The following is a 22,111-nucleotide window of genomic DNA, read 5'->3' as shown; positions in this document are numbered from 1 at the left end:
GTGGCAGTCATCAGAAGCCTTCGAGGACAATCTTGCCTCTTGCCGCGCCACTTTCGATCAGTGCGTGCACCGTCTTCAGATTGGCGGCATTAATTGGCGACAATTTTTCGGTTAGCGTCGTGCGAATTTTGCCGTCGTCCACCAGCACCGCCAGCGAATTGAGGATCTTGCCCTGCTCATCCATGTCGGGCGTGCCGTAGAGCGACCGTGTGAACATCAGCTCGTGGTGGATCGACACTGCCTTGCGCTTGAACAGCATGACGTCGAGCGCCTTGGGATCGTCGATGAATCCGAACCGTCCTTGCGGGGCGATCAGTTCGGCGATGTCGGATGCATGCTGCTCGGTATGCGTGGTCGAGAACACGAAAGCGGGAGCGCCGATGTTGAGCTCGGCAATCTGTGGCGCGAGCGGCCGAGAGTGGTCGATGACATGATGAGCCCCAAGCCCTTTAACCCACTCCTGGGTTTCCGGCCGAGAGGCGGTGGAGATGACGATGAGATCCGTGCGCTGTCGAGCGATCTGGATGGCGATCGACCCGACCCCACCCGCACCACCGATGATGAGGATCGCCGCCGCCCCGGGAACGGGCTTCGTCACGTCCAGGCGATCGAACATGGCTTCCCAGGCCGTCAACGTCGTGAGTGGCAGCGCCGCCGCTTCCGCCCAGTCGAGCGACGCGGGTTTACGACCGACGATCCGGGCGTCGACGAGATGGAACTCCGCATTGGTGCCAGGCCTTATGAGCGATCCGGCATAATAGACCTCGTCGCCTACCGCGAACTGCGTCACGTCGGGGCCGACCTCTTGCACGATCCCGGCCGCATCCCATCCCAGCACTTTCCAATCGCCATCAGCGGGCGGCGTGCTGCTGCGGATTTTGTAGTCGACCGGGTTGACCGAGACAGCCTTCACCTCAACCAGGATATCGCCTCCTTCAGCGACAGGCCGAGGCAGATCAATGTCGACCAGAGAGGCGTCCTCGGCGATGGGTCCCGGAACCTTGTAACCAACGGCTTTCATCGGTGTCTCCAGCTTGCTGTATCCTGAAGTCTTATCGATCAGATCGAAATTTCTTCCGAAATATACTCAGGATTTAAAGATTTCGCGTGTCAGACTATGAAGGTATGCGCGCAACATATCCAATAGCGGTACGACATAGTTTCCATACCTCGGAGCCGGATTCAGAAGTTTATCGAAAATAGCGGTTTATTGCTGTTCGGCGGGTGAGCATCCGGATGGAGGCGATAAGCGCCCAAGCGGTTGAGGAGTCGACCTCTCAGCGGTCGCGTTGGCAGGGGCGATCTCGCCCGCCGGTCTCACACCAACGTTGGCAAGCGACGGCGTCCGCTCGAAATCCGCTGACGGGGATACGCCTGCAATGCCGATTCGAAGCTATCGAAACTATAGCTACAGGGTATTGGGAAATCATACTGGACTGACGCTATAGTCTTCACGCATAACCACGACTCAAAATGGTCCAACACTTTTCTCTACGCTAATAGGGGTCGGCTTGGAAAACGGAATCTATGGTCACTCCCGTTTTTGCAACACCGATTTTGACGATAAATTGGCTTGCTTGAATCTATCCGGCGTCTGAATGGGATTTTATTCCCGCGCCTCGATGAGTTCCGCGCCTGATGAACCTCCAGAAAATATACGGCTTCAATGAGCCTTTCCGTTTTACAGGTTCCTCAACAGGCCGGTGGGCCGTTAGTATCATCAATATCAGTATTCGCAAAACCAGATCAGTGATTCTTTAAACCGGTGTATTTCTTCCGTTATGCTACATAAGTTTGCTGTCGTGCCGTTAGGGCCCAGGCTATTCTGGCCAGCTTGTTTGCCAGAGCACAAGTGACGACAAAGTTGCTTTTCCTACACAGTAGATCCCTGACCCAATCGGCCAATTTGCCAGACTGGTGTTCCAGTTTTTGTATGAATACCCTGGCACATTGAACCAACAAAGTTCGGATCTTTTTGTTACCTCGCTTACTAATTCCCAGCAATGTCGTCCGACCTCCCGTGCTGTACTGTCGAGGCACTAGCCCTGTTGCCGCCGCAAAGTCACGACTGCTGGCGTACTGCTTCCCGTCGCCAATCTCAGTTGAAATAGTACTCGCTGTCAGTGTTCCGACGCAGGGAATGCTCAGCAAGCGCTGTCCAATCTCATCTTCGTCCAACTTTCGTTTCAACTGGGATTCCAAATCTTTAATCTGCTCAACAAGATAGTGATAATGCTGTTGTAATTTCAGCAATAACTGGCTGAGGTATAGAGGCAAACTATTGTCCTCAAGAAGGGTACTCAGTCGGCTAATAACGGCAGCTCCTCGTGGAACGCTGATGCCAAATTCCAGCAGAAAAGCATGCATCTGATTGGTTGTTTTTACCTTATCCTGAACCAAGGATTCACGGACACGATGCAGCGCACGCATTGCCTGCTGAGATTCAGTTCTGGGCTGTACAAAACGCATAGACGGACGCGATGCAGCTTCACAAATAGCTTCGGCGTCGACAAAGTCGTTTTTGTTACTTTTAACGAATGGACGGACAAATTGTGGTGATATCAGCTTAGGAAAATGCCCCAACTCTTCCAACTTGCGTGCCATAAAGTGAGAGCCACCACAGGCTTCCATTGCGATGGTTGTAGCGGGGCATGTCGCCAAAAATTCGATTAACTTTGGCCGTGTAAATTTTTTACGGTAAACAGCCTTGCCGCGACGATCTTGGCAATGAATATGGAAAGAGTTTTTACCCAGATCGATACCAATGAGCGCAATGTTTTCCATGATAGTTCTCCGAATGAAAGCCTATCCTCAGCATAGTACCGGGAAGGAGGGAGTGACCATCTCATTAATTATCCTACTATAAGGGCTTCCCCGAACAGTCAACGCCGGTTTTTAATTTCTGGCTGTTCATCAATGAAAGGCAAGGGATGAGACTGCACTACTATAAACGGTCACGCTGAATCGCTATTGATTCGGACCCTGATGAAAGACGCTCGTGAGATCCTCCTTCGTTAATCGGATAGTGATATCCAGTAGGATATGCAGATACTTCTCACGGGGGTCTAACCCTTTACCATCAACGAGTTACAGTTCAGTTACTACTCAGTTTAATTTTTCACGTTGTTGAATACAGTCTGAAGTCATCGCCGTAATGTAATGATGCCCAGCACAACCTCGCATTCTTGGCGGCGATTGCAACGACAGCACGCCAGTATCCCCGCCTACCAATCAACGAGCAGACCCAACGGCTAAACGAGTCCGTTCTATTCTCTGCCCCTACCATAACAGAACGGGCTCCCTGGACCAGCAGGGTTCGCAGGTAGGCATCACCCGCTTTTGTTATCCTGCCAAGCTTTGATTTTCCGCCACTACTGTATTGTGATGGCGTTAGCCCCAACCAGGCTGCCAGTTGGCGCCCGTTCTTAAAATCATGGGCATTGCCAATACTGGCGACCAGCGCACTCGCCGTTGTGGGCCCAATACCTTTCAGTTCCATTAACTGCTGGCTGCGATGATCTGTTTTGGCAACACGAGATAACACCCTGTCATATTCGGCGATTTTCTCTTCAATATTAGTGACATGTGCTAATAGATCATCAATGCACAGCCTGACCTGTACTGGCAGAGTTTCCTTCTGGTCAGAAACAGCATGACGCAGAGCATCAGTGCTTTGTGGGGCAATAACCCCGAATTCAGATACCAACCCCCGAAGACGGTTATACGTCGCTGTTCTTTCCTGAATAAATCCCTGTCTTGTCCTATGTAAGCATTGCATTGCCTGCTGGCTTTCGTCTTTGACGGGTACAAAGCGCATGTGCGGCCGCTGCACAGACTCACAAATAGCTATTGCATCAGCTGCATCATTTTTCCCGGTCTTACCCGCCATGCGATAGGGTGAGACAAATTTCGGTGCCATCAACCGGACATCATGGCCATACTGCCTGAATAATCTTGCCCAATAGTGGGCACCCGAGCAGGCTTCCATTCCAATGACACAGGGAGGTAAACCAGCGATGAGTTCAGAAAGTGCTGCACGCGACACCTTGGGTTTAACCAGAACTGCTTTACCATTTTGGTCAACGCAGTGAACAGCAAACACATTTTTAGCAAGATCGATACCGACAGTGGTGATGGTCATAACGAATCCCTCTGGGTCAATGTTTATCCCATGATTGCATGAAAGTTAACCAGGCGCATATCCAGGGGAAGTCCCTTCCATTCGTTAAGATGAGCAAACAACCGAGTTGTCTTTGGTGTCAGTTTGGAAAGTGTATGTAAGACGAACGGCCACCTGATCGGCGGCCTAATCTGGAGAATTTAATCTTTGCAGGCTACTACAGCGTTAATGATGTTTTGAACATCGCTGTTGTTAAGCATAAAGACCGGCAATCCCTCACTAGCATCTTTGCTACTCATGACGCAAAGCCCCGCATACATGCCGCGTGTACGGTCAAAATCACTGCTATCTGGGGCGAAAAAATCCCCCTTGTTAACCATCCCAGCAGCTTCGTAAAATGGTACTAATTCAGAAGAGCATAACAAGCCCATTTCATAGGGTTGAGAGAGAAGCGCCTCGAGCATTTGGCTACCGATACCATGCCCACGATACTGCTCATGTACATAGATTTTATGGCAGTAGCGTATCAGTGAGGCTTTTGGATGCCCGAAAATCAAAGCATACCCATAAAACTCACCCTCATTCGCTGCCCCCATAACTTGCAGGTGTCCAGCCTGATAGCATTCCTCAAGCACTCCCACGACGTACTTTTTTGCAACCTCCATTTGAGCTTCTGTAGCCATAAACATCAAAGCTGATAGCTCAGAAGAAAAAATAAGGTCTTGCAGGATGCCACCTGCTTCACTATCAAAAATTTCGGGTAGGTACGGTGCAATTTCTAATGCTGCGGAATCGGTCATTTTTACAGCCCCTGTTGTTATGGTTTAAGCAAATTAATCATACCAGCGAAGCAGAAAACTTTACCCGTCATTTCAAAGTCATCGGGGTCAATATGCGGGATCTTAACCCTCGGTTTCGGAAACAAAAACCCCTAGCCCCGCCATTCGGCAGTCAACCAGAAGCATTCTGGTTAAAAAGCAGCCTTAGCGTGGTTTATTTAATGAGATGGTCACTCCCTCCTTCCCGGTACTATGCTGAGGATAGGCTTTCATTCGGAGAACTATCATGGAAAACATTGCGCTCATTGGTATCGATCTGGGTAAAAACTCTTTCCATATTCATTGCCAAGATCGTCGCGGCAAGGCTGTTTACCGTAAAAAATTTACACGGCCAAAGTTAATCGAATTTTTGGCGACATGCCCCGCTACAACCATCGCAATGGAAGCCTGTGGTGGCTCTCACTTTATGGCACGCAAGTTGGAAGAGTTGGGGCATTTTCCTAAGCTGATATCACCACAATTTGTCCGTCCATTCGTTAAAAGTAACAAAAACGACTTTGTCGACGCCGAAGCTATTTGTGAAGCTGCATCGCGTCCGTCTATGCGTTTTGTACAGCCCAGAACTGAATCTCAGCAGGCAATGCGTGCGCTGCATCGTGTCCGTGAATCCTTGGTTCAGGATAAGGTAAAAACAACCAATCAGATGCATGCTTTTCTGCTGGAATTTGGCATCAGCGTTCCACGAGGAGCTGCCGTTATTAGCCGACTGAGTACCCTTCTTGAGGACAATAGTTTGCCTCTATACCTCAGCCAGTTATTGCTGAAATTACAACAGCATTATCACTATCTTGTTGAGCAGATTAAAGATTTGGAATCCCAGTTGAAACGAAAGTTGGACGAAGATGAGATTGGACAGCGCTTGCTGAGCATTCCCTGCGTCGGAACACTGACAGCGAGTACTATTTCAACTGAGATTGGCGACGGGAAGCAGTACGCCAGCAGTCGTGACTTTGCGGCGGCAACAGGGCTAGTGCCTCGACAGTACAGCACGGGAGGTCGGACGACATTGCTGGGAATTAGTAAGCGAGGTAACAAAAAGATCCGAACTTTGTTGGTTCAATGTGCCAGGGTATTCATACAAAAACTGGAACACCAGTCTGGCAAATTGGCCGATTGGGTCAGGGATCTACTGTGTAGGAAAAGCAACTTTGTCGTCACTTGTGCTCTGGCAAACAAGCTGGCCAGAATAGCCTGGGCCCTAACGGCACGACAGCAAACTTATGTAGCATAACGGAAGAAATACACCGGTTTAAAGAATCACTGATCTGGTTTTGCGAATACTGATATTGATGATACTAACGGCCCACCGGCCTGTTGAGGAACCTGTAAAACGGAAAGGCTCATTGAAGCCGTATATTTTCTGGAGGTTCATCAGGCGCGGAACTCATCGAGGCGCGGGAATAAAATCCCATTCAGACGCCGGATAGATTCAAGCAAGCCAATTTATCGTCAAAATCGGTGTTGCAAAAACGGGAGTGACCATAGATTCCGTTTTCCAAGCGGACCCCTAAACGTACAATAATTCTCTATATCCAAACTGACCCCAATAATTTCAATCTCCAAACTTGTCTATGCAGTGCTACGCAAAAAATCCGTTACTTTCCCCCTACCCTTCCCTCCGATTTCACGTAGTACACATATGCTGTTAAGAGATTCAAAAATATTGATGTTTTAATGTTGTGTAGTAAAATATGTAACCTAATGAAAATTATAGAAACATTAAAGCGCCGGTGGCACACATCAGGAGATGGCCAACACATCAGCGTGTGGTAATCACAACAATATAATTGAATGATAATTGCAGGAATAGCACTTTTTGACACGAAACTGGTTGTGGCATTTGCTATAACCTCGTAACTATGTCTGTAGACTGCAATAGGTGACTTTATGGGTGAAATTATTCGAGGCAACTATCCTGAACTGGATAAAGTGCTGTGGGATTTTCACACTCAGAAAATTCCCGCAATGTTGGCTTTTCGTATGTACGAAGAGCGTTGGAATTTTGTTGATGAAAAACATATAGGTCAAAATGAACGCCAGTTGATTGATGCCTTAACTGATTTTTACGGTAACGGTGTCTTTATGGCTGCATAAGGATTCATTCTGTAGTGAACGAATATAAGATTAAGCATCATAAACTAATCAGGTCGGTATTGAATAATTTCAATGCCGACTTTTTTTTTGCTAACTCTATTTATTTCGGAGGGGGAACTCGTATTGCCCTTGAAATAGATGAGTATAGAGAATCGATCGATGTTGATTTTTTGTGCCCTGATAAATCATCTTATCGAGCCGTACGGGAACAAGTTACATCCAACTCACTTGGCAACTTAGTAAAACAAGACTTCCAGTATGCCAGAGAAATAATGTTTGATAGATATGGAGTTCGCACCTTCATAAAAGAACAGGACGCAACGATAAAGCTTGAGATAGTTAGTTTCGATAACTACGATTTAGTAGCTGATACGCGCAAGTTGTTCCCTATTCCTTTCATAGATCAAGAAAGCTGTTTTTATACTAAATTATTAGCAAATTCAGATAGATGTATGCATGGGCAGTGTAAGGATATTTTTGATATTTTGGCTATGTATGATGCGTGGGGAGGCATACCACAAAGCGCAATTACAAAGGCCGAAAAACATTATGGTTCTTCTGTTTTAAGCGATCTAATCCGCTCGCTTAAAGATATACAAACCAATAGTGCTCATTATTATGAGCTTGCCGATGCTATGTTAATTCAACATGATTTTGCTCAAAAACTCATTGGTGATGTTGCTCCACAGGTACTAGCAAATCTATCTTAAAATGGTGGAGGCTAAAGATGCTAGCCTCCATTAACAGCACCTATCTACGCTTCGAGGCTGACACTTCATCAGCTTCTAATTGCTCTCTGTGTAGATAATCCCCTGCAATTGGAGGTGGAGTTACCAGTTTCGGACGGCCAGTTTCAACATCACGCACTGTAACCAGCCCAACAATTTCCCCGTCATGAGTCAGCGCCCATGCCGCCAATTGGTAAACGGTACTCTTGGTTGAACAACCTTCGACATTATCATGCCGGAAATACCAGTCCGTTGACGGCATTATCTGCTTATAGCGTGTTGCTGGCTCACTGACAGGTTTGATAGCCGCAGGGCTTTCTTCTAGTGCTAACTTTAAAATCAACCTTGTGAATCGCCATGGGTTTAACAGACACCTCAGAGTCATTTAAGATGGCTTAAAGAGAGGTGCCCATGAGCGGTAAGCGTTATCCCGAAGAGTTTAAAACTGAAGCAGTCAAACAGGTTGTTGATCGCGGTTATTCTGTTGCCAGCGTTGCAACACGTCTCGATATCACCACCCACAGCCTTTATGCCTGGATAAAGAAGTACGGTCCGGATTCTTCCACTAATAAAGAACAGTCAGATGCTCAGGCCGAGATCCGCCGTCTCCAGAAAGAGCTGAAACGGGTTACCGACGAACGGGACATATTAAAAAAAGCCGCTGTAGATTCAATTGGTCAACGCAACAGTCATGTGAAAACATGGGGTTGCGGAGGATTTTTGAATGAGACGGACATTTACAGCAAAGGAAAAAGCATCTGTTTTTGAACTGTGGAAGAACGGAACAGGCTTCAGTGAAATAGCTAATATCCTGGGTTCGAAACCAGGAACAATCTTCACTATGTTAAGAGATACTGGCGGCATAAAACCCAATGAGCGCAAGCGGGCTGTAGCTCACCTGACGCTGTCTGAGCGCGAGGAAATACGAGCCGGTTTGTCAGCCAAAATGAGCATTCGTGCGATAGCTACTGCGCTAAATCGTAGTCCTTCGACGATCTCACGTGAAGTTCAGCGTAATCGAGGTAGGCGCTATTACAAAGCTGTTGATGCTAATAACCGGGCCAACAGGATGGCGAAAAGACCAAAACCGTGCTTACTGGATCAGAATTTACCGTTGCGAGAGCTTGTTCTGGAAAAGCTGGAGATGAAGTGGTCTCCTGAGCAAATATCAGGATGGTTAAGGCGAACGAAGCCGCGTCAAAAAACACTGCGAATATCACCTGAGACAATTTATAAAACGCTGTACTTTCGTAGCCGTGAAGCGCTACACCACCTGAATGTACAGCATCTGCGCCGGTCGCATAGCCTTCGTCATGGCAGACGCCATACCCGCAAAGGTGAAAGAGGTACGATCAACATAGTGAACGGAACGCCAATTCACGAACGCTCCCGGCATATCGATAACAGACGCTCTCTGGGGCACTGGGAAGGCGATTTAGTATCAGGCACAAAAAACTCGCATATAGCCACACTTGTAGACCGAAAATCACGTTATACGATCATTCTTAGACTCAGGGGCAAAGATTCTTTCTCAGTGAATCAGGCTCTTACCGACAAATTCCTGAGCTTGCCGCCTGAACTCCGGCAATCACTGACATGGGACAGAGGAATGGAGCTGGCCAGGCATCTGGAATTTACTGGCAGCACCGGAGTTAAAGTTTACTTCTGCGATCCTCAGAGTCCCTGGCAGCGGGGAACAAACGAGAACACTAATGGGCTAATTAGACAGTACTTTCCCAAAAAGACATGCCTTGCCCAATATACTCAACATGAGCTGGATCAGGTTGCAGCTCAGCTAAACAACAGACCAAGAAAGACGCTGAAGTTCAAAACACCGAAAGAGATAATTGAAAGGGGTGTTGCGTTGACAGATTGAATCTACAGCGGCGTACTTCGCAAAGCTGTCCGACTGAGGTACGCCTTTATCCGTGACAACTCCTGTTGCTGGCCTGTTCGCCTGCTCTGTCGGGTGCTGGATGTTCATCCCAGTGGTTTTTACGCCTGGCTTCAGCAGCCGCATTCACAACGCCATCAGGCAGACCTGAGACTGACAGGACAGATTAAACAGTTCTGGCTGGAATCGGGATGCGTCTATGGTTATCGCAAAATCCATCTGGATCTGCGGGACAGCGGGCAACAGTGCGGAGTGAACCGGGTCTGGCGACTGATGAAACGTGTCGGGATAAAGGCTCAGGTCGGATACCGGAGCCCGCGGGCACGTAAAGGCGAGGCCAGTATCGTGTCGCCCAACAGGCTCCAGCGACAGTTCAATCCGGATGCTCCGGATGAGCGTTGGGTAACGGACATAACCTACATCAGGACCCACGAAGGCTGGCTGTATCTTGCCGTTGTTGTTGATCTGTTCTCACGCAAAATTATCGGCTGGTCCATGCAATCCCGGATGACAAAGGACATTGTCCTGAACGGGGTCAGTTTGGAGATCGGAAATTTTTGTACGTTAAGCGCATTATTTAACCAATCTTGGTTCGTAAGGGGTTGATTTTGCGTCAGTGGCTATCGCTTTTAAGTTGTCGCTCTTGCAGTATCGCATTTAGGTTATCCGATTAAGGTCAAACCTCTGAAAATGCCGTATAGCGCGGGAGTACACCCTATTGCTATAGGTAAGTCTGTTCAAAAAACAGGCTTACCGAATGGAAGGGACTTCCCCTGGATATGCGCCTGATTAACTCTTGTGCAATCATGGGGTAAACATAGCCCCGGAGGGATTCGTTATGACCATCACGACTGTCGGTATCGATCTTGCTAAAAATGTGTTCGCTGTTCACTGCGTTGACCAACACGGTAAAACTGTTCTGGTTAAACCCAAAGTATCGCGTGCTGCCCTTCCTGAGCTGATTGCCAGTTTACCTCCCTGTGTTATCGGGATGGAGGCATGCTCCGGGGCTCACTACTGGGCAAGGTTGTTTCGGCAATATGGTCATGAACCACGGCTGATGGCTGCTAAATTTGTATCTCCTTACCGCATGGCCGGTAAATCAGGCAAAAATGATGCAGCTGATGCTCAGGCTATCTGTGAAGCAGTTCGTCGCCCGCATATGCGGTTTGTACCAGTGAAGGATGAGAGCCAGCAGGCGATGCAATGCCTACACCGTATCAGACAGGGTTTTATCGAAGAGAAAACAGCAACATATAACCGATTGAGAGGTTTGATATCGGAATTCGGTGTCATCGCCCCACAAAGTACAGATGCCCTGCGTCACATGGTTTCTGAGCAGAAGAGTTCTTTGCCACTTCAGGTTCAACAATGTGTTAATGACCTGCTGGAACACATTGATCGTATTGAAGATAATATTACTGAATATGACCGGATTTTGTCCCGCATGGCAAAAACAGATCACCGCAGCCAGCGATTGATGGAACTGAAAGGGATTGGTCCCACAACGGCCTGTGCGCTGGTCGCCAGTATCGGTAATGCACACGATTTTAAAAATGGGCGACAACTGGCAGCCTGGCTGGGACTAACGCCATCGCAGTACAGCAGTGGTGGGAAATCAAAGCTTGGCAGGATAACTAAAGCTGGCGATTCGTATCTGCGAACGCTACTGGTTCAGGGGGCTCGTTCGGTTCTGATTGGTGCCGAGAAAAGGACTGATTTATTCAGTCGTTGGGTCTGTTCACTGGTCGATCGCAGAGGATACTGGCGTGCCGTTGTAGCCATCGCCGCCAAAAACGCAAGGCTGTGCTGGGCATCATTGCATTACGGTGATGATTTCAGGCTGTACTCAGCCAGCTAAAGCACGAAACAAAATAACCATCTGACCTGCAATTCGTTGATGATAAAGGGTTAGACCCCGTGAGGCCTATCTGGCTATTGTACAGGATATACGTATCCGCTTAACGAACAAGAACCTCACGCGCGTCTTTCATCAGGGTCCGAATCGATGACGATTCATCATGGCCGTTTATAGTACCGCAGTCTCTCCCCTTTATTTTTACTGAAGAGCAGACAGAAACCATAAACACCGGCGTTGACACGCCGGGGAAGCCCTTATAGTACAATAATTCTCTATATCCAAACTGACCCCTATATCATCATCTGACTGGCCATTATGTGCTGCTCCTGCCTGTGATAGCATATCCGGGTCATTTTTCAGAGCCAGGGCTGATGAAGAAGAAAAACAGCACACCCACTCCTCACGATGCGACATTCCGGCAGTTCCTGACGCAACCCGATATTGCCCGGGATTTCATGGAATTGCATCTCCCGGCAGAACTGCAGGCCATCTGTGACCTCAGCACGCTGAAACTCGAATCCGGCTCGTTCGTTGAGGATGACCTCCGCCAGTATTTCAGCGACGTCCTCTACAGCCTGAAAACCACCGCCGGGGATGGCTACGTTCACGTGCTCATTGAGCATCAGTCCTCACCCGACAAACATATGGCGTTTCGCCTGATACGTTACGCGGTGGCCGCCATGCAGCGCCATCTGGAAGCGGGCCATAAGAAGCTCCCCCTGGTGATACCGGTCCTGTTCTATACCGGTAAACGCAGTCCGTATCCGTACTCTACCCGCTGGCTGGATGAGTTTGACGACCCAGCGCTGGCAGGCACACTCTACAGCAACGCTTTCCCGCTGGTTGATGTGACCGTTATTCCGGATGATGACATCGCTGGCCATCGCAGCATGGCCGCCCTGACGCTGCTTCAGAAACATATTCATCAGCGCGACCTCGCTGAACTGGTTGACCGTCTGGCGCCCATTTTGCTGGCCGGATACCTGTCTTCATCCCAGGTCATATCACTGGTAAACTATATAGTCCAGGCAGGCGAGACAGCCGACGCCGAAACCTTTGTTCGCGAACTGGCACAGCGTGTGCCGCAACACGGAGACGCACTTATGACCATCGCACAACAGCTCGAGCAGAAAGGTATTGAGAAGGGTATCCAGCAGGGTATTGAGCAGGGTATTGAGCAGGGCATCCAGTTGGGTGAAAAACGGGGTATTGAAAAAGGCCGTTCAGAAGGTGAGCGCGAAGCGACTCTGAAAATTGCCCGTACCATGCTGCAGAACGGCATTGACCGCAGTACCGTGATGAAAATGACCGGTCTGACGGAAGACGACCTGGCGCAGATCCGCCACTAACCATTCTTTCCTGGCACTCCCTGTCTGGCCATCAGCGTAAACGGGCAGGGCAGGGAGACAACCATTCAGACCTAGTCTGAACAGGTTTGTGCGAAAAAAAGCCAGCCTGAAGGGCGCTGGCCAGACACAATTGTAGTCCGTCAAAGGGAAATCCCCGGAGTGTGGGACAGACACAATGCATCCGGTAAGAAGACTGTAGTCTTGGACTGCAGGAATGCCACTGCTGAAATAAAAGAATTATTTCAGCACCCCAGCCACTCATCACATGGACCCGGCTCTCAGCTTCCAGGTTGCCCCACCAAAACAGGTCACCCCGACCATCTGCTCCCAGGTATCCTTCTGCTCCAGCAGCTTCTCCAGCGCATGAAAGTCCGCATGGCTGAGTACAATATCTTCCCGGTCGCCGGGAGACTCCAGAATATACCCCTCAGGTATCCGCGTGGCCGATTCAGCAGCCTGTCGTGAGGATATGCGGTAAAAGGTTTTGATGCATCCTCCGCGAGTGAGGGCATCGAGGAGGATATGTTCGGCAACGCGCATGCAGGGCTCCGGTTAACAGTATTTCGTGTCTGTAAGAATGCCGGCATTCAGCCGGCGGGCCTCATCATGGCGCGAAGTTCTTCAACGGACAACGGCTTTGCCTCATTGCCCCGATGAATCATGGCGTGGCAGTTCGGGCACAACGGGACCAGCTCGTTTACCGGGTCAATCTGATAGTCAGCCCCGAGCGTTCTCAGCGGCCGGATATGATGAACGTGGATGAATCCTTTCCCGTGCTCGCCCCAGGTTTTCTCAAAATCGAATCCGCAGCACTGACAGACAGCACCATGATGTGCAATACAGGCCCGCCGGGCGGCCGGGTCGCGTTCGTATGCATTAACGGTGATGGTTTTTGTAGCACCCTCACTGTAACTGCCGGCAACGGACAGTTCCTCAGGGTACGGACTGGCCGTGAAGTCGGCGTACCAGACGGCGCCCTCTTTTCTCAGAAAGCGTTTTTCCAGCCGGCGCTCAAAATCCTGAATGACCGCGACGTCCGGCGCATCCGGACTGGTGGCCTGCACCATGTTGAAGGTGTACAGGTCGTATCCCCCGAGGATGTAGCCGATATGCTCAACCGCCTGGGTGTAGCCGGGATTCTTTCTGAGTCTGGCGTTGTACTCCCATTCTTCCCGCAGGATGACAGCGCGCTCCTGGTCGCGCTCAACGTCCCATGCCCCGAAGATGACCAGCTGGTCGTCATGATTAATAAAAGACCAGCTCCAGGTCCAGTTACGACAGTTGGCGCCCCGGCTCTGAATAAATTGTTTGCGGTTCATTCTCTGCTCTGTTTCCGTTCAGCTCCGGGCACGTATTTTACATGCATAAGTCTGATATCCCGACTCTGGCGTCAAATAATTCATGGTTCTGAACAGAAAAAGCGAATGAGATAGAAGAAAATGTCACCGATTTTTTAACAGAAAACCAACAATGGCTTTCTGACATTACCCTGTTGGCCTCTCAGTCCTGCTTGAACACGCTTCACGCTCAGGGTATGCCGGGGACGGTTTTAAGATGCGCGTGAGCGCATGGGAGGCGCTATGCGCCGGAGACCCCCGCAGCGAAGCGAGGACGAAAAAAGCATTACGGCTTCAGCCGTAATAATCCCCCACCCTGCTAAGCCCAACCAAATCCGCTGAAAACGATTCAGAAGCTGCTGTGCGCGGTCGGAGTGGTCACGACAAGGCGATAGCCGCAGTCGGGGCGTATCTCCGCGTTAGCGGGCCGTAAGGGCCGCTTACGAGCGTGTATGCCAGAACTCAAAGCAACACTACCTGCAGCAACCACTAAATCTAGTTACAACATCCGTCATTTTAAAGCGATGCATTACCCCGGCCGCTGGCCGGGGTGGGGCGGCGCTTTTCAGTGGTGGGGAGGGGCTCCTGGCTGGCAAACCGGCGCCGGTTTTATGATGGATTTCCTTTTGAATGCTGTAACTAATTTAATTCTCCGGCCGGGGCCCGTCGCGAAGCGATGGGAGCTCTCACTGGTGTTACCGAACCGGCGCGACCGTCAGGTCGCTGCAAGGGCGGCCATTCTCAGGAGCCTGTCCACAGGGCAGGCGATGAACAGGTTATGTGTTTACAGGATTTATTAAAGGATCTTTAAAAGAGGTACAGAGCTGGTGTTTAAAAGGAACCACGCGCCTTGAAAGTCCGACGGCATGTGCTTTGTGCGTATCACGGTTGTAGCCTAATGAAATACTCCCTTGCAGTTATATGTGGATAACAGAAATCGGCCGTCAGAAGTGACGCCGGCGATAACATTTAAGGCCACGTTGACGCCAGGAAGACCGGAATTATGGTGAGGAATGCAGGCCTGAAGATAAGATAATACGTAGTAGCAGGGCAACAGGCGAGCGAAAGCCTCCGGCGCCGGCCGGATTTTTTAAGGAAGGTAATGTTATATGGGCACAGTGGCCAGTCGCGTGTAGTTGTTCCCGCGCGACAGCAGCATGCGCTCCTGCACACGGCGCTCAACCTCACGCTTCAGCGCTTCTTTATCTCCCCTGAAGCGTCCGGTGGCGTATTCGCGGGTCAGTTGCTGACGCACGCGCGTCTCGATGTCATGACGCTGCCGTGATGCATCCCGCCGTGCAGTATCCCGCTTCCGGCCGTGAGATTTACGCTCAGCCTGATAGCAGCGAAAACGCTCACGCACGAACCGCCACGCTTTTGCGATCAGCTCGTCCATCTCCAGCGGTTTCAGTTTCTGCTTTTTGCGCTGCAGGTTTTCCCACTCCACACGGCTGCGGCGCGCGGCCACCACAGCCACCTCAGAAACGTCAAGCGCGGAAAACAGAGCCGGGGTGAAGGTGATATCGGTCGGGATGTTACAGCCGATCTGCGGGTCATATTCCGTCTGATAGGTGATGAGCCCCAGCTCCGCCAGAAACTTCAGCGCCCGGGTGGCACGGCTGACTGACAGGTTGCCGCTCCTGGACTCGGTGGCCAGTCCACACTCGATGGCCATATTGGTAATCGAGCGCTGCACGCGATTGGCCAGTGGATCATAGTGAAAACACATTGCCTGCAGTAGCGCGTCAATGGGGTCGGTTCCGGCTGAGGGCGAAATGACACCCTAAGCGTTAGCTCTGTGTCGTTGCACGATGTCAGCGACGGTATTCTTGCTGATACCGAGCTCGCGTGCGATCCAGCGATAGCTGCGTCCCTCGGCCCTCATCGCAACCACCTTAGGCAAAAGTCGGTCTGATTTTGGTCGCACTCCGGCCTGACGACCAAGCCTCTTACCACGTGCCTTCGCAACAGCAAGGCCTGACTTGACCCGCTCGCTGATGAGATCCCGCTCAAACTCCGCAATGCCGGAAAGAAACGTCGCCAGCATTCGTCCATACGGCGACGAAAGATCGAACGCCATTCCATTCATGGCTATCACGGAAACCTTCCAGTTCTCCAGTTCACGTAGCGTATTGAGCAGATCGAGCGTCGAGCGCCCCCACCGGGAAAGCTCAGTGACCAGGATTGCATCAATTTGTCTGGACTGGGCAAGCGCCAGGACTTTCTTTCGCTCGGCCCGGTCGAGTTTAGTTCCTGAACCTGTTTCCTTAAATATTCCCACCACGTCGTAGCCGGCACGGCCGGCGAAGGCTCGCAGATCAAATTCCTGGCGTTCACAAGACTGATCCGCTGTTGAAACCCGGCAGTAAATGGCGGCACGATGTCCCAATTGAACCCTCCTGGATTTTTGTATCGGAACGCCCTGATTTATATGGGCTGGCTGTTGTCCAAAACAGACTATACTTCAAAAGGGACGAATTTGTATGTCACGACGCCATATTTTCACCGAACGGCAGCGAGCAGCGCTGTTCGATCTGCCCACGGACGAACTGTCGCTACTGAAGTTCTACACGCTGGGCGATGATGACCTGGAAAACATTAGGCAGCGCCGCAGACCGGAAAACAGGATTGGCTTTGCCCTGCAACTTTGTGCCTTACGATATCCGGGCCGTGCACTGGCTCCTGGTGAGATGATCCCGCGTGAAGTCCTTTCCTTCGTCGGTGCTCAGCTTGGAGTTCCGGCTGATGCGCTTCTCACTTATGCCACACGGCGCCAAACCCGTCAGCAGCACATGGACACGCTGCGCGAAATTTACGGCTACAAGACCTTCACGGGCCGTGGTGCCCGTGATCTGCGGGAGTGGACTTTCGGCCAGGCCGAAGATGCCAGATCAAACGAGGATCTTGCTCATCGTTTTATTGTGCGGTGTCGGGAAACTTCCACCATTCTGCCCGCAGTATCGACAATCGAGCGCTTGTGCGCGGATGCTCTGGTCGCCGCTGAGCGGCGGATTGAAACGCGGATTGCGGAAAATTTAACAGCGGATGTTCGCGATCACCTGGACAAACTTCTGAGTGAAATGCTCGCCGGCAATATCAGTCGTTTCATCTGGCTTCGCAACTTCGAGGTTGGTAACAACTCGGCTGCTGCTAACCGTTTGCTCGACAGGCTCGAATTTCTGCGTACCCTGAATATCAATCATAGTGCTTTGGCCAGCATACCTGCCCATCGCATTGCCCGGCTGCGTCGGCAGGGTGAACGCTACTTCACCGACGGTTTGCGTGACATCACTTCGGACCGCCGCTGGGCGATCCTTGCCGTCTGTGTTGTGGAGTGGGAAGCGGCGATTGCTGATGCCATAGTCGAAACCCATGACAGGATCGTAGGAAAAACCTGGCGGGAAGCGAAGCGCCAGCATGACGAAACAATTTCCGGCTCTAAAGCCACACTCACGGATACGATCCGTACCTTCACCGCGCTGGGAGCTTCGTTGCTTGAGGCCCGCAGTGACGGAACCCCGCTGGAGATGGCTGTCGCCAGTTCGGTTGCATGGGACCGGCTCGCTCAACTGGTAGCGACAGGGACTCAACTCAGCAACACGCTAGCCGATGAGCCTCTTGCATATGTCGGGCAGGGATACCATCGCTTTCGTCGTTATGCGCCCCGCATGTTGCGCTGTCTGAAGCTCGAAGCCGCGCCGGTCGCCGGACCATTGGTAGCAGCAGCTTTGTCGATCGGAGAGATGAAAGGTGTTGCATCGCCAGAAAGGCGTTTCCTGCGGCCCAGCTCCAAATGGAACCGTCATTTACGAGCTCAGGAAAAAGGAGATACCCGTCTTTGGGAAGTGGCGGTACTCTTTCACCTCCGGGATGCTTTTCGTTCCGGAGATGTCTGGCTCGCTCATTCGCGCCGCTATGGTGACCTCAAGCAGGTACTGGTGCCGATGATCGCGGCGCAGGAAAATGCAAAACTGGCCGTGCCTTCCAACCCACAGGATTGGCTGGCAGACAGAAAGGCGCGACTCACGATCGCTCTTAAGCGGCTGGCCCGGGCTGCCCGTAACGGCACTATTCCGCACGGTAGCATAGAAGATGGAACGTTGCGGATCGACAGGTTGACAGCAGACGTGCCGGATGGTGCCGAGGCACTCATACTGGATCTGTATCGCCGAATGCCGTCCGTTCGGATTACCGACATGCTGCTTGAAGTTGATGCAGCCCTTGGTTTCACAGATGCGTTTACCCATCTGAGAACCGGGGCTCCATGTCGCGACCGGATCGGTCTGCTCAACGTCCTGCTCGCTGAAGGGCTCAATCTGGGCCTGCGTAAGATGGCGGAAGCTACAAACACGCATGATTACTGGCAGCTCTCACGCCTTGCCCGCTGGCATGTTGAAAGCGAAGCCATGAACCAGGCATTGGCAATTGTGGTGGCCGCGCAGGGTAAACTGCCGATGTCACGCGTCTGGGGGATGGGCACGTCAGCATCGAGCGATGGTCAGTTTTTCCCGACAGCGCGGCATGGCGAAGCCATGAACATGGTCAATGCCAAATATGGTTCTGTTCCCGGCCTCAAAGCGTATACTCACGTAAGCGACCAGTTCGCGCCATTCGCTTGTCAGTCGATCCCGGCGACCGTGAGCGAGGCACCGTATATTCTCGATGGACTACTGATGAACGAGGTCGGTCGCCATGTTCGCGAACAGTATGCCGATACAGCAGGATTCACCGACCATTTGTTCGGAGCCAGTAGCCTGCTCGGCTACAATCTCGTTCTGCGAATCAGGGATCTGCCATCGAAGCGGTTGTACGTATTTAATCCCGATACGACCCCCAGGGAGTTACGCAAGTTGGTAGGTGGAAAAGCCCGGGAGGATCTTATCGTTGCGAACTGGCCTGATATTTTCCGTTGTGCCGCGACGATGACCGCTGGCAAAATCAGGCCCAGCCAACTCCTGCGCAAGCTCGCTTCTTACCCACGACAAAACAACCTTGCAGTTGCGCTTCGTGAAGTTGGTCGTATTGAACGGACCCTTTTCATTATTGAGTGGATCCTGGATACGGACATGCAGCGGCGTGCTCAGATCGGTCTTAACAAGGGAGAGGCCCACCATGCGCTCAAAAATGCGCTCCGTATCGGGAGGCAGGGGGAAATTCGCGATCGCACGACAGAGGGGCAGCACTACCGAATCGCTGGGCTCAATTTATTGACTGCGGTGATCATTTACTGGAATACCGTCCATCTTGGTCATGCCGTCACGGAGCGGCGGAACGAAGGGTTGGATGTTCCCCCTGAATTTCTTCCCCACATATCCCCATTGGGCTGGGCGCACATTCTACTGACTGGCGAATATCTTTGGCCCAAGGAACCGAAAGCTTAGGGTGTCATTTCGCCCTCAGCCGGAACCGACCCCATCTGCGCCTCACCGGAATGCTCCTGCGCGCTCCCACAGCAGAACAACGTTCATGGCAGCAGTAACAACCTCCCGCAGGCCGTCGCCGCTGCAGCGACGGGTACTGATTGTGCTGGCCGCCCTCGATGCGAAACGTCCGGGGCCGGTGGCGACGCGGGATATCGAGCGGGTGCTGGAGCAGGGCGGGGACGCCCCGGTGTACGGACCGAACCTGCGCGCCTCCTGCCGGCGCATGGAAGCCGCGGGCTGGCTGCGCACCCTGCGCGCGCCGAACCTGCAGCTGGCCGTCGAGCTGACGGAGGCCGGTCGCGGCATTGCAGAACCGCTCTTCCAGGCAGAACGCGAGGCTGAAACGGCACGACAACGACTGACCGACGTCCGGCGTCTGCCGTTACGCCAGACGGCTGCCGGTGACGCGGTGGAGCTGCAGCTGGGTGACGGCCATTACACCATCAGGGAAGCGGCCTACGTGATCCGTCTGGACGGTACCACCTGCCTGCAGCTGACGGATGCCGGCGGCATACGCCGGATAAAAGAGGGCGATCCCCTGCAGGTGGCCAGCTGGTATCAGGCCTGTTTTGATGCAGGCCTGCCGGTCATCGTTCAGGTGAATGAGAGCCGGGACTGATCGCCACCACACAAGGAACAGGAGCATAAAATGAAAGTCACTGAACCCGGACTGAATACGCTGATCGATAACCTGAACACCCTGATTTGTGAGGACAGCCTGCTCACGCGCCAGGAGCGTGAAACCCTGGTGCGGGCCGTGGCGGCCATCGGCGCCATGAAAGCACGCGTCAGCATGAAAAAAGGCGAAGCGCCGACCGTTGCCAGACGGGAAAAAAGGGAGAAAAAAGACCGCCAGCCTGATCCGCGTTTTCCGCGAGCCGGTCATCCCTGGCAGGAAGACGAAAAAACCTTACTGAGTGATGCGCTTGAACCGGTCCCGGATGAAGAGATCGGTACGCATCTTTTCTGGCTTTCCGAGAAACTGGGCAGAACGCCTTTCAGTGTTGCTTTCCAGATCGCGGCAATCAGGGAGCTGCAGGACGGCTGGGAGGAGCAGTTCAGGGAGATTTCGGATAAAATTCGCTTGTCCGGCCTGAGCATCAGTGATTATCTGAAGCAGAACGGCACGGGCCATAACGCCTGAAGAAATTTGCGTTACAGAAAAATTATATAACTGAGGGGCAGTGATGAAAACAGCGATATGGGTGGTGGTGTATTTCACGATGTGTTTTCTGCTTTTCACAGGCTGGATTTTCGCCTTTGCGCAGTATGCGCCCTATAACGGGCAGGAACACGCGTTTTCTCTGACGTATCTGCTTAATTTATTTTTTCTTCATGTAGTGATGGTACCTTACTACGAGTTTTTTCAGACTGAAATATACAGCAATGTATTAATGAGTCTGGCAGATGAATCCGGTCAGATGATACGTTTTCATCACGTGGTACCTGTTCTAGGGATATATAGTCTGTCCGCACTCTTAACTTTTGTAGGTTACATCATATATGCAAAATGGTTCACTCATAACCGGCTGAAAGGAAATCTTCTTCCAAAATGAAATTACCGGGACACCTCAGGATATAAAAAACCAATGACGAAACAGGAATGGATTTTAAGACTACGCCGCTGTACATCTAAGGAAACTCTGGAAAGGATAATAGAAAAAAATAAATATTCCCTGACGGATGACGAACTTGAGCACTTTAATGCCGCAGTGGATCACCGGCTGGCGGAAATGGCAATGGGGAAGTTTTATGATAAAATTCCTGCAGGCGTCTGGAAATATGTTAAATAAAACAGCCAGCATCAGTCTGTTCGCAGTTATCTCACCTGGAGCGCAATCATGAATATGATATTTGAACTGATTGGATTGTTACTTGTAGTCGGATGCGCATTCTTCACCACTTTTTTCTTAGCCGCAGTAGCAGGCACTATGGTAGTTATTTTTGGGTGGGGAATTTCTATTGTCACCCCGAAGTTGGTTACCTGTACTAATGATTGCATCACTACTGTTTTTGATGCCAAACCCTTTGGCTGGCTTCTGATTGTGTTTTCATTAACCATGATGTTCTTTATTATCAGAGGTATGATTAAACGTTAGATTGCCTTTAGTGTGTAGTTAAATCATCATCATAACAGCGTTAATCTGAAACTGATATTGCCGGAGGGGATCATCATGACGGGAAGAGGCATTAACACAGTACGTATCGGCGATGAAGTGAAGCACATCACCGAGCTCGATGCACTAACACTCATGCATGAATGGTCAAAGCTTAAAAAAGAAAATGCAGACCTGTATGACTATAACGGTCAGGTTAACCGGGGGTGGCGCGGCTTTATTCTTCGCATGATGGGTATCCATTTGCCTGATAACGACCGTGTTCGTCTTCAGGGCATTAATGCCAGAAAAGACTCCATCTATCCAGAATGAAGCCACGCCTGCAGCGATAATGAGCTGACTATTGCAG

At 51.1% G+C, this 22,111-nt stretch carries 21 protein-coding genes and 3 pseudogenes; 16 read left to right on the top strand and 8 right to left on the bottom strand.

The annotated features are described in order from the left end of the window. Positions 1 to 10: 10 nt before the first annotated feature. The 4 genes from HV127_RS29955 to HV127_RS29940 form a co-directional block, all read right to left on the bottom strand. Positions 11 to 1,021 (bottom strand): zinc-binding alcohol dehydrogenase family protein, encoded by a 1,011-nt coding sequence (locus HV127_RS29955; protein ID WP_011191343.1) that lies wholly within the window; start codon positions 1,019 to 1,021, stop codon positions 11 to 13. A gap of 758 nt (positions 1,022 to 1,779) precedes the next feature. Further along, complete coding sequence (locus HV127_RS29950) at positions 1,780 to 2,784, bottom strand: IS110-like element IS4321 family transposase (RefSeq protein WP_000427620.1); 1,005 nt, start codon at positions 2,782 to 2,784, stop codon at positions 1,780 to 1,782. A gap of 334 nt (positions 2,785 to 3,118) precedes the next feature. Next, positions 3,119 to 4,141 carry an IS110 family transposase gene (locus tag HV127_RS29945; protein ID WP_182240922.1) on the bottom strand — a complete coding sequence of 341 codons (1,023 nt, stop codon included), beginning with the start codon at positions 4,139 to 4,141 and terminating at the stop codon, positions 3,119 to 3,121. A 179-nt stretch (positions 4,142 to 4,320) separates the two neighbouring features. After that, positions 4,321 to 4,920 carry a GNAT family N-acetyltransferase gene (locus HV127_RS29940; RefSeq protein WP_032736817.1) on the bottom strand — a complete coding sequence of 200 codons (600 nt, stop codon included), beginning with the start codon at positions 4,918 to 4,920 and terminating at the stop codon, positions 4,321 to 4,323. A gap of 265 nt (positions 4,921 to 5,185) precedes the next feature. On the opposite strand from HV127_RS29940, the gene HV127_RS29935 reads away from it, so the two are divergent. From HV127_RS29935 to HV127_RS29900, 8 genes and pseudogenes are all read left to right on the top strand, one after another. Next, entirely contained in the window at positions 5,186 to 6,190 is a 1,005-nt protein-coding gene (locus tag HV127_RS29935; protein ID WP_000427620.1) for an IS110-like element IS4321 family transposase, read from the top strand. Positions 6,191 to 6,846: 656 nt separating this feature from the next. After that, the gene (locus HV127_RS29930; RefSeq protein ID WP_032736819.1) at positions 6,847 to 7,053 is read left to right on the top strand and encodes a hypothetical protein; all 207 of its coding nucleotides are present in this window, start codon (positions 6,847 to 6,849) and stop codon (positions 7,051 to 7,053) included. 14 nt (positions 7,054 to 7,067) lie between these two features. Then, a complete protein-coding gene (locus HV127_RS29925; protein ID WP_032736820.1) occupies positions 7,068 to 7,763 on the top strand; it encodes a nucleotidyl transferase AbiEii/AbiGii toxin family protein in 696 nt (231 codons plus the stop codon). A 429-nt stretch (positions 7,764 to 8,192) separates the two neighbouring features. Then, positions 8,193 to 8,438 (top strand): annotated as a pseudogene (locus HV127_RS29920) (transposase); the annotation flags it as partial. Between the two features lie 67 nt (positions 8,439 to 8,505). Next, a complete protein-coding gene (locus HV127_RS29915) occupies positions 8,506 to 9,657 on the top strand; it encodes an IS30 family transposase (RefSeq protein WP_064562008.1) in 1,152 nt (383 codons plus the stop codon). A 9-nt stretch (positions 9,658 to 9,666) separates the two neighbouring features. Next, a pseudogene (locus HV127_RS29910) lies at positions 9,667 to 10,224 on the top strand (IS3 family transposase); the annotation flags it as partial. Between the two features lie 289 nt (positions 10,225 to 10,513). Then, positions 10,514 to 11,536: an IS110 family transposase gene (locus HV127_RS29905; protein WP_001572362.1), complete on the top strand. Its 1,023-nt coding sequence runs from the start codon at positions 10,514 to 10,516 to the stop codon at positions 11,534 to 11,536. Between the two features lie 371 nt (positions 11,537 to 11,907). Continuing rightward, entirely contained in the window at positions 11,908 to 12,885 is a 978-nt protein-coding gene (locus HV127_RS29900; protein ID WP_004098871.1) for an Rpn family recombination-promoting nuclease/putative transposase, read from the top strand. 261 nt (positions 12,886 to 13,146) lie between these two features. Here the strand turns inward: HV127_RS29900 and HV127_RS29895 are convergent, their stop codons facing one another. Beyond that, on the bottom strand, positions 13,147 to 13,425 hold the full coding sequence (locus HV127_RS29895; protein ID WP_004098869.1) for a hypothetical protein: 279 nt from the start codon (positions 13,423 to 13,425) through the stop codon (positions 13,147 to 13,149). Between the two features lie 47 nt (positions 13,426 to 13,472). Next, the gene (locus tag HV127_RS29890; RefSeq protein ID WP_004098867.1) at positions 13,473 to 14,204 is read right to left on the bottom strand and encodes an HNH endonuclease; all 732 of its coding nucleotides are present in this window, start codon (positions 14,202 to 14,204) and stop codon (positions 13,473 to 13,475) included. A 470-nt stretch (positions 14,205 to 14,674) separates the two neighbouring features. On the opposite strand from HV127_RS29890, the gene HV127_RS31915 reads away from it, so the two are divergent. After that, positions 14,675 to 15,022 carry a hypothetical protein gene (locus HV127_RS31915; protein WP_228727540.1) on the top strand — a complete coding sequence of 116 codons (348 nt, stop codon included), beginning with the start codon at positions 14,675 to 14,677 and terminating at the stop codon, positions 15,020 to 15,022. A 305-nt stretch (positions 15,023 to 15,327) separates the two neighbouring features. Here the strand turns inward: HV127_RS31915 and repA are convergent. Beyond that, positions 15,328 to 15,972 (bottom strand): annotated as a pseudogene (gene repA / locus HV127_RS29875) (plasmid replication initiator RepA); the annotation flags it as partial. Positions 15,973 to 16,005: 33 nt separating this feature from the next. Next, a complete protein-coding gene (locus HV127_RS29870) occupies positions 16,006 to 16,611 on the bottom strand; it encodes a recombinase family protein (RefSeq protein ID WP_000509966.1) in 606 nt (201 codons plus the stop codon). Between the two features lie 94 nt (positions 16,612 to 16,705). Here HV127_RS29870 and HV127_RS29865 point away from each other — a divergent pair, with 94 nt between their 5' ends. The 7 genes from HV127_RS29865 to HV127_RS29835 all read left to right on the top strand — a co-directional run bounded on the left by HV127_RS29865 (position 16,706) and on the right by HV127_RS29835 (position 22,074). Further along, positions 16,706 to 19,603: a Tn3-like element Tn5403 family transposase gene (locus HV127_RS29865; protein WP_001553819.1), complete on the top strand. Its 2,898-nt coding sequence runs from the start codon at positions 16,706 to 16,708 to the stop codon at positions 19,601 to 19,603. Between the two features lie 85 nt (positions 19,604 to 19,688). Next, positions 19,689 to 20,264: a hypothetical protein gene (locus HV127_RS29860; protein ID WP_004152103.1), complete on the top strand. Its 576-nt coding sequence runs from the start codon at positions 19,689 to 19,691 to the stop codon at positions 20,262 to 20,264. Positions 20,265 to 20,294: 30 nt separating this feature from the next. Continuing rightward, the gene (locus HV127_RS29855) at positions 20,295 to 20,789 is read left to right on the top strand and encodes a DNA-binding protein (protein ID WP_004152104.1); all 495 of its coding nucleotides are present in this window, start codon (positions 20,295 to 20,297) and stop codon (positions 20,787 to 20,789) included. Between the two features lie 43 nt (positions 20,790 to 20,832). Beyond that, the gene (locus HV127_RS29850; protein ID WP_004152105.1) at positions 20,833 to 21,201 is read left to right on the top strand and encodes a hypothetical protein; all 369 of its coding nucleotides are present in this window, start codon (positions 20,833 to 20,835) and stop codon (positions 21,199 to 21,201) included. Between the two features lie 33 nt (positions 21,202 to 21,234). Then, entirely contained in the window at positions 21,235 to 21,438 is a 204-nt protein-coding gene (locus HV127_RS29845; protein ID WP_004152106.1) for an HHA domain-containing protein, read from the top strand. A 48-nt stretch (positions 21,439 to 21,486) separates the two neighbouring features. Beyond that, positions 21,487 to 21,744, top strand: a complete 258-nt coding sequence (locus HV127_RS29840) for a hypothetical protein (RefSeq protein WP_004152107.1) — start codon at positions 21,487 to 21,489, stop codon at positions 21,742 to 21,744. Between the two features lie 75 nt (positions 21,745 to 21,819). Then, a complete protein-coding gene (locus HV127_RS29835) occupies positions 21,820 to 22,074 on the top strand; it encodes a hypothetical protein (protein ID WP_004152108.1) in 255 nt (84 codons plus the stop codon). Positions 22,075 to 22,111: the final 37 nt, after the last annotated feature.

The sequence above is a fragment of the Klebsiella sp. RHBSTW-00215 genome (assembly GCF_014103785.1).
Taxonomy (GTDB): Bacteria; Pseudomonadota; Gammaproteobacteria; order Enterobacterales; family Enterobacteriaceae; genus Klebsiella.
Note: the sequence above shows the minus strand (reverse complement) of the source record. Positions and strands in the feature narration are given on the sequence as shown.

What these genes read in the sequence shown, in the direction of transcription:
- HV127_RS29955 (WP_011191343.1), bottom strand. Translation starts at nt 1,021, where the DNA reads ATGAAAGCCGTTGGTTACAAGGTTCCGGGACCCATCGCCGAGGACGCC.
- HV127_RS29950 (WP_000427620.1), bottom strand. Translation starts at nt 2,784, where the DNA reads ATGGAAAACATTGCGCTCATTGGTATCGATCTGGGTAAAAACTCTTTC.
- HV127_RS29945 (WP_182240922.1), bottom strand. Translation starts at nt 4,141, where the DNA reads ATGACCATCACCACTGTCGGTATCGATCTTGCTAAAAATGTGTTTGCT.
- HV127_RS29940 (WP_032736817.1), bottom strand. Translation starts at nt 4,920, where the DNA reads ATGACCGATTCCGCAGCATTAGAAATTGCACCGTACCTACCCGAAATT.
- HV127_RS29935 (WP_000427620.1), top strand. Translation starts at nt 5,186, where the DNA reads ATGGAAAACATTGCGCTCATTGGTATCGATCTGGGTAAAAACTCTTTC.
- HV127_RS29930 (WP_032736819.1), top strand. Translation starts at nt 6,847, where the DNA reads ATGGGTGAAATTATTCGAGGCAACTATCCTGAACTGGATAAAGTGCTG.
- HV127_RS29915 (WP_064562008.1), top strand. Translation starts at nt 8,506, where the DNA reads ATGAGACGGACATTTACAGCAAAGGAAAAAGCATCTGTTTTTGAACTG.
- HV127_RS29905 (WP_001572362.1), top strand. Translation starts at nt 10,514, where the DNA reads ATGACCATCACGACTGTCGGTATCGATCTTGCTAAAAATGTGTTCGCT.
- HV127_RS29900 (WP_004098871.1), top strand. Translation starts at nt 11,908, where the DNA reads ATGAAGAAGAAAAACAGCACACCCACTCCTCACGATGCGACATTCCGG.
- HV127_RS29895 (WP_004098869.1), bottom strand. Translation starts at nt 13,425, where the DNA reads ATGCGCGTTGCCGAACATATCCTCCTCGATGCCCTCACTCGCGGAGGA.
- HV127_RS29890 (WP_004098867.1), bottom strand. Translation starts at nt 14,204, where the DNA reads ATGAACCGCAAACAATTTATTCAGAGCCGGGGCGCCAACTGTCGTAAC.
- HV127_RS31915 (WP_228727540.1), top strand. Translation starts at nt 14,675, where the DNA reads ATGCCAGAACTCAAAGCAACACTACCTGCAGCAACCACTAAATCTAGT.
- HV127_RS29865 (WP_001553819.1), top strand. Translation starts at nt 16,706, where the DNA reads ATGTCACGACGCCATATTTTCACCGAACGGCAGCGAGCAGCGCTGTTC.
- HV127_RS29860 (WP_004152103.1), top strand. Translation starts at nt 19,689, where the DNA reads ATGGCAGCAGTAACAACCTCCCGCAGGCCGTCGCCGCTGCAGCGACGG.
- HV127_RS29855 (WP_004152104.1), top strand. Translation starts at nt 20,295, where the DNA reads ATGAAAGTCACTGAACCCGGACTGAATACGCTGATCGATAACCTGAAC.
- HV127_RS29850 (WP_004152105.1), top strand. Translation starts at nt 20,833, where the DNA reads ATGAAAACAGCGATATGGGTGGTGGTGTATTTCACGATGTGTTTTCTG.
- HV127_RS29845 (WP_004152106.1), top strand. Translation starts at nt 21,235, where the DNA reads ATGACGAAACAGGAATGGATTTTAAGACTACGCCGCTGTACATCTAAG.
- HV127_RS29840 (WP_004152107.1), top strand. Translation starts at nt 21,487, where the DNA reads ATGAATATGATATTTGAACTGATTGGATTGTTACTTGTAGTCGGATGC.
- HV127_RS29835 (WP_004152108.1), top strand. Translation starts at nt 21,820, where the DNA reads ATGACGGGAAGAGGCATTAACACAGTACGTATCGGCGATGAAGTGAAG.